The sequence below is a fragment of the Sulfurimonas sp. genome, from assembly GCF_026988655.1.
In the GTDB taxonomy this organism is placed as follows: domain Bacteria; phylum Campylobacterota; class Campylobacteria; order Campylobacterales; family Sulfurimonadaceae; genus Sulfurimonas.
The window spans coordinates 41,753-51,384 of the sequence record NZ_JALSKT010000041.1 but is presented as its reverse complement, the minus strand read 5'-3'; the positions used below and the strand labels follow the sequence as shown (position 1 = coordinate 51,384).

At 34.3% G+C, this 9,632-nt stretch carries 6 protein-coding genes and 1 CRISPR repeat array; of the genes, 1 reads left to right on the top strand and 5 read right to left on the bottom strand.

Features of this window, described 5'->3' with window-relative positions; genetic code table 11:
• Positions 1 to 23: 23 nt before the first annotated feature.
• Positions 24 to 1,116: direct repeats of the CRISPR family, unit length 36 nt; unit sequence GTTATAGCCCCCTTTCTCACTCGGATGTGCTATACT.
• 173 nt (positions 1,117 to 1,289) lie between these two features.
• The 4 genes from cas2 to MV052_RS03865 all read right to left on the bottom strand — a co-directional run bounded on the left by cas2 (position 1,290) and on the right by MV052_RS03865 (position 6,648).
• A complete protein-coding gene (gene cas2, locus MV052_RS03880) occupies positions 1,290 to 1,613 on the bottom strand; it encodes a CRISPR-associated endonuclease Cas2 (protein ID WP_297441161.1) in 324 nt (107 codons plus the stop codon).
• Positions 1,610 to 2,503 (bottom strand): type II CRISPR-associated endonuclease Cas1, encoded by an 894-nt coding sequence (gene cas1, locus MV052_RS03875; protein ID WP_297441160.1) that lies wholly within the window; start codon positions 2,501 to 2,503, stop codon positions 1,610 to 1,612. Before cas1 ends, cas2 begins: the two co-directional genes overlap by 4 nt.
• Before the next feature lie 9 nt (positions 2,504 to 2,512).
• On the bottom strand, positions 2,513 to 5,470 hold the full coding sequence (gene cas9, locus MV052_RS03870) for a type II CRISPR RNA-guided endonuclease Cas9 (protein WP_297441159.1): 2,958 nt from the start codon (positions 5,468 to 5,470) through the stop codon (positions 2,513 to 2,515).
• Between the two features lie 155 nt (positions 5,471 to 5,625).
• Positions 5,626 to 6,648 carry a ribonucleotide-diphosphate reductase subunit beta gene (locus tag MV052_RS03865; protein WP_297441158.1) on the bottom strand — a complete coding sequence of 341 codons (1,023 nt, stop codon included), beginning with the start codon at positions 6,646 to 6,648 and terminating at the stop codon, positions 5,626 to 5,628.
• A gap of 88 nt (positions 6,649 to 6,736) precedes the next feature.
• On the opposite strand from MV052_RS03865, the gene MV052_RS03860 reads away from it, so the two are divergent.
• A complete protein-coding gene (locus MV052_RS03860) occupies positions 6,737 to 7,711 on the top strand; it encodes a hydrolase (protein ID WP_297441157.1) in 975 nt (324 codons plus the stop codon).
• Between the two features lie 38 nt (positions 7,712 to 7,749).
• Here the strand turns inward: MV052_RS03860 and typA are convergent, their stop codons facing one another.
• The gene (gene typA / locus MV052_RS03855) at positions 7,750 to 9,552 is read right to left on the bottom strand and encodes a translational GTPase TypA (protein WP_297441156.1); all 1,803 of its coding nucleotides are present in this window, start codon (positions 9,550 to 9,552) and stop codon (positions 7,750 to 7,752) included.
• Between the last annotated feature and the right edge of the window lie 80 nt (positions 9,553 to 9,632).

Genomic DNA, 9,632 nt, shown 5'->3' with positions numbered 1-9,632 from the left:
TTTGACTTAAAAACATTAACAGTGTTATAGCCCCCTTTCTCACTCGGATGTGCTATACTAATGTGTTGCCCCTCTATGTTTAACTTTAAGTTATAGCCCCCTTTCTCACTCGGATGTGCTATACTGAGGGTCTACACAAGCACCAACAGCTGGAGGTTATAGCCACCTTTCTCACTCGGATGTGCTATACTCTAAGTTTAGGAGTACCGCTAGCATTTAAAGTTATAGCCCCCTTTCTCACTCGGATGTGCTATACTTACACTTTATACGCCTAAGCCTGTCAATTGGTTATAGCCCCCTTTCTCACTCGGATGTGCTATACTTAAAGCTTTAACAATCTTTTCAACATTATTAGTTATAGCCCCCTTTCTCACTCGGATGTGCTATACTATAGCTTTAGAGCGTTTATATCCTGCTCCTGTTATAGCCCCCTTTCTCACTCGGATGTGCTATACTGTTGAAGAAATTATATTATGTGAAGTGGAAGTTATAGCCCCCTTTCTCACTCGGATGTGCTATACTTAAAAAATCTAAACTATCATTAAAAAAACAGTTATAGCCCCCTTTCTCACTCGGATGTGCTATACTAATAATTTCCAAATCAAAATGTTCTATTGCGTTATAGCCCCCTTTCTCACTCGGATGTGCTATACTTGAAATTAATAATATTGCAGAGCATAAAACGTTATAGCCCCCTTTCTCACTCGGATGTGCTATACTAGAGAAAGGCTTTGCGTGATTAAATATACAGTTATAGCCCCCTTTCTCACTCGGATGTGCTATACTTTAGAATTACTTTTTTTGTAGTAGTGTCCAGTTATAGCCCCCTTTCTCACTCGGATGTGCTATACTCAGGGTTCACTTGATGGTATTGATAACAAGGTTATAGCCCCCTTTCTCACTCGGATGTGCTATACTTTGCCATCATCTTCAAGCAATCCCTCCACTGTTATAGCCCCCTTTCTCACTCGGATGTGCTATACTAGCTTATTGATATTTCTATTCCTGACGAATGTTATAGCCCCCTTTCTCACTCGGATGTGCTATACTGACAGCGACCTTGGCTATCTATAAAAAGTTGTTATAGCCCCCTTTCTCACTCGGATGTGCTATACTAGAAGCCTACAAACCCCTTATACTGATGGGTTTATGGCTTATTTTTCTTAAAAAAAACACCAAAATAATTTAAATTATTTTCTATTTAGGTTATTTTTTCAAAGTTATTCGCCTTAAAAAAACTATATTTTCCTTAGAGTTAACTAAAATCTGTTTCATTTCTACACTATTTACTAAAAAAGTAAAAGTTGTTGTTTCCCTAATTTTTCTTCCTCTTTTTTTACACCTATAAGCGTTTCCATCTTTGAATATTGCAAATCTGTAATAGAAAGCATTCGTATATGTCCCTTAGATGGTATATGCTCTTTAACTCTTTTTTTGTGAGTTTCTATGCTGTCATCACCTTTACAGATTCTCGCGTAAACAGAAAACTGCATCATTATAAAACCATCTTTGAGTAAAAATTTTCTAAAACTTGTATACGTTTTACGCTCTTTTTTTGTTTTTGTAGGTAAATCGAAAAATACAAAAATCCACATATACTTAGACTCACTCATACTATTGATGGTAGCTTTAACATACCAACATCATTATATTTGATTGCTTTTACAAAAGTATGTGCCATTATGTCACAAATACTTAATACAGTGATATTTTCACCATTTAGCTTCATCTGCATAACTAACACATTTAAGAGAGCAGATTTTACACTTGTACCCAAATTAACATCAAGTTCATCTTCAATCTCTAGCTTTTTAACAACCATATCTACCATTGGTCTAAGTGGCTCTATCATATCATCTGCTAAATTATACGCATTAAGTTGCGAATTATGAAAAACTCCAAATGTCGGTAACAATCCATAAGATACTAAAGAACGAGCCACTGCACCACGAATGATGGCATAGCCGTAATTAAGTGCTATATTTCTAGGATCTCCTTTTTTTTGATCTCGTGTAAAATCATGAAAAAGTAACTGCCAATACCTTCTTGCCGCCAAAGCTTCCAAATTTTCACTATCACCTGATTTTACCTTGTTTGTAAGAAGTTCAAGTTGTATGTTGTCTTTTTTAAAGTAACTTAAAAGCTGTGATTGATTTATGATTTTTTGTGTTATGATTTTTTGCCAAATTTGTTTTTTAAGTGGTAATTTTATATCTCTTTGAATATGGGCTACTTGAGAGAGTCTTGAGTGTTGATGAAAAGGAGTAAAGCATCCATTTGGCATATGATAGTTATCACAGCTAAATAGCACTATATTTTTTTCCGCACATTCACTAAGTAGTGCAGTTGTTAAGATGGCTTGATTAGTTTCAATGACTATAACTGTTATATCTTCCAATGCTACCGTTATCTTCTCTTGACTTTGAGGTTCATAAACAAGTTGCTTATTTTTCATACTAAGCCTACAAGGTTTAGTAACGAGTATCGTTCGCCATGCACTCATAATCTTCTCCTAGCTTGCTTTACGTTTTGCTCTACCCTCTTTAATAGTTCCTTGTCGTTTTTCACTCTTTACTTCAATATAGTTGCCTAATGCGTCTACTTGATATTTTTTTATAAAAACTAAATTTTGTGAACCAAAGTTATATTCTTGCTTTCCATCATGAGATAAAATAGAAATATTAGCTGTTCCACTATGTGTCGAATCGTAATAGCCAAGAACTTGAATTTCTTCCTTTTTAGCAGTTTTTTTGCTCTTAAGCTCTATCAAATCCCTCTTATAAAAAGAAAATTTAAATTCATACTCATCATCCATCTCTATCCAAGGTTTATTTGCTGCAACAATTGCTTTGTTTGGTAATTTATCTTTTACAAAATCACTAATGTAAATTGGAACCAAATAATATTTTTTTGTTTTTTTATTCTGAAATAAATCAACTCTTGGCATTGAATCATTCAAAGCAAGTCCATGTTTTAACTTTACATTGTTTTGTATGCTTCCACCTTTAAGGAGATCAATTTTACCATTTTCTTTTTTCATACTTAGTGTTTTGTTACTATAGATTGTAGCCTTATGAGCAGCCCCACTAATTTTTCTTCTAGGCATATGAGAAACAAATATATCCCCCACACTCTCTTGTACTTTTTTATGAAAATCTTCCATAGGAGCTACAAATCTTAAATATTTTGCTTTTTCTTCTTTTGTTTTATATTTAAAGCCCTCACTCTCTCTTCGTGAGGAGACATCAGAAAGCTTTTTGACCATACTTTGTGTTGCAAATGCCAAAATGATTGCATCTTCTGCATGATGAAGATGCGTATCTCTATTTTTATCACCTACACCCCATTTATAACGAAGTTGTGAGGTAAGCATTCCATTCATAGTAAATACATGACGTTTCATATGTGATTTTTTAAACTCTATATGAGCTTCTATATAATTTTTAATAAAGATAGATATATAAGAAGTATCATTTTTATTTCTCTCTTTAAAAGCAAGTTCACTGTTCTCATCAAAATTTTTCTTTAAAAGTCTACTTTTTTTAGCATATTTAAGATTTTTAAGCCCCTCAACTCTCCCTGCAAATTCATTCCATTTATCCTCGTCAATATACTCAAAGGGCGTTTTATTTCCCTTTTCTTGATTCTCTTTTGTTAAACAAAGAACTTTATTATTTAAACTATCATCAAGAGAACGACTATATGGAAGAATATGGTCAATTTCTGTAGTGTAAGGGTCAAGTAAAATATCTGGGTTTATATATTTACCGCTGTAAATACAGTGTCCACCTTGTTCTTCCCAAAGACGAAATTTCAAAAGTTCTTTTGCATTTGGCTCTTTACCTAACTTATCACTAGCCTGTTCTCGTGCTCTCTCTTTTGTTTCTCTGAACTCCCCTTGAGCTTTTTCTATTTTTTTTCTATCATCATGTGAATTTTTTATTTCTCTGGTCAACTCTATATGAACAGCATCTATTGCTCCATATTTTCTAGCAATTGCATTATAAACTAAACGCATCTGTGCCATAGCTCTTTTAACAACAGGGTTTGTCATTTCCAAGTTTTCTTGTTTTGAAAGAGATGGCAAAAGAAGAGATTTATCCCCTTTAAATATAGCTTGAAAGTCATAACCTGCATTTTTGCAAGCTACATCGTAATCAAACCCTTTTTCAAGTTCTGGAATGATTTTCCGTAAAGCTTTGTTGCTCAGATGCCCAAATTTAGAAAACGATAAAGAGAGCAAAGCATCACAAACTTCTTGATGTTCTATTATTCCTTGAAGCTGTTTCATCGCCTCTGCATCATTTTTCTCAGTTGTCAAAATTGTTGCAATTACATCTAAAACATCACTATCATTTTCTATAGTATTCCAGTAAAGGTTATCTACCCCTTGTATATTTTTTTGCATTGCTTGAAATGCACTAAAGTCCAAAAACTTAACTTTTTCAGAATCTTTTATCTCTCCTGTTTTATGATCATGATATATAAGCCCTTTAATTTTCATATCTCTATACTGTGGAAAAAGTTTTTTAAAGGACTTGTAAGTAAAGTTTTTAGTCTTTTTAGCCTCTCTTATTATTTGTTCAATCTGCTCAAATATAAGTGGCATTTCATAGCCATCTTCATTTATCACTCTTAAATTTTTTAGTTTTTGCAAAGCTCTAAAGTATTCAAAAGTATAGGAGCTTTTAGATGCTCTAAGTTCATCTGTTTCAAATGGGCATTTCCCAACCATATGGGCAACTGACTTTAAAGGCCTCTGTTCAAAGGCTATCTTTTTATACGTTTGAAGTACGTCATCATTAACTAAAGAGCTGCCAAAGTGCTTTTGTTTATCAAATATAGTATCTATTTCATCAATAAGCATATATCTCTCTACAGAGTTTTCATAATTTAATTTTCCCTCTTTATCTTTACCATTTCGTTTTTTAGGTTTTGTAGATATGTATTCACCAATAGTCAAGTAATTTTGAGAATTTATAATATCTTTATTTTTTTCGATCCCACCTAAAACAGCCTTAGCTTCTTTATCTGATTTATCAGGTTGTTCACTTTTACGATTTGAGAAATAACCTCTATGCTTTGCAAGGTGTATCATGATACGTGAGAGCTCTTTGTTGTTTAACTCTCTATAAAGTGCTTCTTTTCTCAAATCCCAAACGTCTTTTTGCCCTTTATTACCTAGAAAAAGATTATCTAGTTCCTCTTGGGAAATAATTTTATTTTTTATAAGGAGTCTTTTGATAGCTCGAAGTTTTTGAGCTTTTCGTTTTGTAGTTCGTCTTGCACTTCTAGCTTCACGTCTTGGAAGGGCTAAAGATTTACCATCTTTTGGGTGTTCAGCAATTGTAAAAATTCTTACACCACTATCTATAATCTTATTATTTTGAAGATTTTTTTCATCAATATCAACTAAAGCCCAACCTATTGAAGTTATTCCTAAGTCTAATCCTAAAACTATTTTTGACATTTCAATTTCCTTTAATGGAAACAATTATATCATAACAACGATAGTTTATCCGAGTGAGAAACGAGTGGGCTATAATAAAGAGGTTGCGGTTCCCTCTGCAAGGCTGTCTTAAGACTTAACTGAGCATTGCTCATCCTACAAAAATGCCGCACTTTCTAAAAATCATCATCAAATGTCAAACTACCTTTTGAGTAGTTCGTTACATTTCCTTCAAAGAAGTTTGTTTTTTGGTCATTAAATTTTGCGAAGTCATCTACCCATTTGATAGGATTTTTTACGTTGTAAATTTTATCAAAACCTACTGAGTTTAATCTATCATCTGCAAGATATTGTATGTATTGTTCAACGATGTCATTTGTAAGACCAAGAATTTGACCCTGTGTGATATATTTTCCCCATTCTGTTTCGAGTTTCACCGCTTCTTTAAACATCTCAATGACTTCAGCTCTCAGTTCATCCGTAAAAAGCTCAGCACGCTCTTTTCTTAGTGTATTGATAAGATTTTGAAAAAGTACCAAGTGTGTCACTTCATCTCTTTGAATAAAGCGAATCATCTGTGCAGAACCAAGCATCTTTCCAGAACGTGCAAGCGTGTAGATGTATGTAAAACCACTGTAAAAATAGATACCTTCTAAAATTTGGTTTGCAAAACAAGCTTTTACGAAGTTCGTATCTGTTGGATTTTTTGCAAGTTCTTGATACACGCCAGCGATGGCATCATTCTTATGTTTTAGCATCATATCTCGACGCCACAGGTCATAAATCTCATCAGAATTTGTTGAGATAGAGTCCACCATAACAGCATAACTTTGTGAATGTAGGGCTTCTTCAAAAGATTGGCGAACCAAGATTAGGTTGATCTCTGGAGCTGTTACATAAGGATTTACATTGTCAATTAAGTTATTTGTTTGCAATGAGTCCATAAAGATAAGTTGTGAAAGCGCTTTATCATAGGCTGTTTTTTCAGCATCTGTGAGTTGTTTATAGTCATTCACATCTCTAGTCATATCTACTTCTTTAGGGAACCATGTGTTGTTTAACATCATCTCCCAAAGGTTATATGCCCATTGGTATTTAATCTTGTTGAGTTCAAATATACCTGTCGGATTACCACCAAATACTCTCCTATCATTTACACTTTCTGTTGAGTCAGGATTATATATTTCTTTTCTTTGCATAGTGGCTTCTCCGATTGATTTAAGTAAGAGATTATATCCATCTATACATAAAATTTTGATAAGATGCCTTACTCAATAAAGGTTAGAAATGAATAAGCAGTTTAAACCAGCATTAGGATTAAAAAATGGGCATTTACAGACTATCTATGCCACTTTTTTTAGAAAACTCTCAGCTATACATTTTGAAAGAGAAAAATTCATACTCAGTGATGGGGATTTTGTAGAGTGTTTTTGGCATAAAATTCAAAATCATCAAGACAACACGCCTATCGTTACTCTTTTTCATGGACTAGCCGGTTCTTACAAATCTCCTTATATTCAAGGGACTATGCAAGAACTACAAAATGCTGGATTTAGTAGTGTTTTGATGCATTTTCGTGGTTGTGGGGATGAAGAAAATGCAAAAGCCCGCTCCTATCATAGTGGAGATACCCAAGATGCTTTTGAATTTATCCAAAGTGTCAAAAAAAGATACCCAAAAGCTAAACTCTTTGCCGTTGGTTACTCACTTGGGGCTAATATGCTCCTAAAACTCCTTGGAGAGAAAAAAGAACAGTGCATCCTAAACGCAGCAGTTGGCGTTTCACCTCCACTGCGTTTAGATATCTGTGCGACACATATGAACAGTGGTTTTGCCAAAATTTATCAAGCCCATCTACTCAAAGATCTAAACGCAGCTCTCCTTAAAAAATATAAAAAATTTGATATGCAAAAACTACTGCATCTTAAAGAACAAGAAGTTAGCACTCTTGATACTTTTTGGAAGTTTGATGATGCCTATACTGCACCTGTTCATGGATTTGGCTCTGCAAAAGAGTATTATGAAAAATCAAGCGCAAGACAGTATCTAAAACAGATACATATTCCTACGCTTATCATCCATGCCAAAGATGACCCTTTTATGACACCAGAAGTATTGCCAAACGCAGTAGAACTCTCAGAGAGTATCTCTTTAGAAGTCAGTGAACACGGTGGACATGTGGGATTTATTTCAGGAAGTTTTTTAAAACCGCAATATTGGATGGAAAAAAGAGTAGTAGAATTTTTTAAGAAATTTAATTAAAGAAGAAAAATTTTGGGCAAAAGCCCAAAATGTAAGTTTTACTTACGTGAGTTACGTTTTCTTTCGTTTTCTGTAAGAAATTTTTTACGAATACGAATACTTTTAGGAGTAACTTCAAGAAGTTCATCATCTTCAATCCACTCTAAAGCACGCTCTAGTGACATATCTCTGTATGGAACAAGTTTAATAGCTTCATCAGCTCCACTTGAACGTACATTTGACTGTGCTTTTCCTTTGATAGGATTAACAACAAGGTCATTTTGACGAGAATGCTCACCAATAATCATACCCTCATATACTTCTGTTTGAACACCGATGAAAAGTGTTCCACGATCTTGAATACCAAAAAGTGAAAATGCTAAAGTAGAACCATTTGTCATAGAGATAAGTGCACCATAACTTCTTGATTCAACATTTCCACTATATGGACGGAACTCTAAGAAAGAGTGGTTCATAACACCCTCTCCTTTTGTATCTGTTAAAAATTGTCCACGGAAACCAATTAATGCACGAGCAGGAATTTCAAACTCGATTCTTTGGAAACCTTGACCCATTGGTAACATTGACTTCATTTCAGCTTTACGTTTACCAAGTCTTTCAATAACACCACCAGATAAATCTTCAGGAACATCAATCACTAAATGCTCAAATGGTTCACATTTCACACCATTAATCTCTTTTGTAATAACTTCTGGACGAGAAATACTAAACTCAAAATCTTCACGACGCATATTTTCTGCAAGAACAGTAATTTGAAGTTCACCACGACCTGAAACTTTAAATTTACCCTCACCAACAACTTCAAGACGCATTGCAACATTTGTATTCATCTCAAATTCTAAACGTTCGCGTAGTTTGTTTGAAGTAACATGTTTCCCCTCTTTTCCAGCCAAAGGAGAATCATTTACAGCAAATACAACTGTCAAAGTTGGCTCTTCAACATGCATAGGATCAAGTGCAACAGGATTAGTTGGATCACAAACAGTATCTCCAACATCAACAGTTTCCATTCCAGCAAATGCTACAATATCACCAGCTTCTGCTTGATCAATCTCCATACGATTGAGACCATGAAAACCGATAAGTTTAGAAATTTTCCCTTTAACCATTTCACCATCAGCTTTTGCAAGCATAATGTTATCACCCTTATTTACAGTACCATTAAAGATACGGCTAATACCGATTTTACCAACATAGTTGTCATAATCAAGTGTAAATACTTGTGCTTGAAGTGGGTTTTCAGGAGAACCTTCTGGCTGTGGAACTTCGTTGATAATTGCTTCAAAAATACACTCAAAGTTACCATCAGGGTCAGCCATATCTGTTTTAGCTATACCATCACGTGCAGCTGCATAGATAACTGGAAAATCTTGTTGTTCATCTGTTGCATCCATGTCTGCAAAAAGGTCAAACATCTCATCAACAACACGATCTGGCTCAGCAGAAGGTTTGTCAATTTTATTGATTACAACAATTGGCATTTTACCAAGTGCTAACATTTTCTTTACAACAAATTTTGTTTGAGGCATTACACCCTCATACGCATCAACAAGAACTAAAACACCATCAACCATTTTAAGAACACGTTCAACTTCACCACCAAAATCGGCATGGCCCGGAGTATCAATAATGTTAATCTTGTAATCTTTATAACGAATAGCTGTATTTTTAGAAAGAATTGTGATACCACGCTCTTTTTCTATGTCATTACTATCCATAGCTCTTTCATCGTGTTGTTCATGTGCAGTGAATGTACCAGATTGTTCTAGTAGTCCATCAACTAGTGTAGTTTTACCGTGGTCAACGTGAGCGATAACGGCAATATTTCTTATTTTTTGCATAAGGGTTTCCTTTATTTGGAAAATTTTCGCGATTATACCTAAATAAATATTACATCCTCGTAAAATTAGTGTTATACTTG

Excerpts from the sequence above, each read along its gene's own strand:
- cas2 (WP_297441161.1), bottom strand. The coding sequence starts at position 1,613 with ATGAGTGAGTCTAAGTATATGTGGATTTTTGTATTTTTCGATTTACCT.
- cas1 (WP_297441160.1), bottom strand. The coding sequence starts at position 2,503 with ATGAGTGCATGGCGAACGATACTCGTTACTAAACCTTGTAGGCTTAGT.
- typA (WP_297441156.1), bottom strand. The coding sequence starts at position 9,552 with ATGCAAAAAATAAGAAATATTGCCGTTATCGCTCACGTTGACCACGGT.
- cas9 (WP_297441159.1), bottom strand. The coding sequence starts at position 5,470 with ATGTCAAAAATAGTTTTAGGATTAGACTTAGGAATAACTTCAATAGGT.
- MV052_RS03865 (WP_297441158.1), bottom strand. The coding sequence starts at position 6,648 with ATGCAAAGAAAAGAAATATATAATCCTGACTCAACAGAAAGTGTAAAT.
- MV052_RS03860 (WP_297441157.1), top strand. The coding sequence starts at position 6,737 with ATGAATAAGCAGTTTAAACCAGCATTAGGATTAAAAAATGGGCATTTA.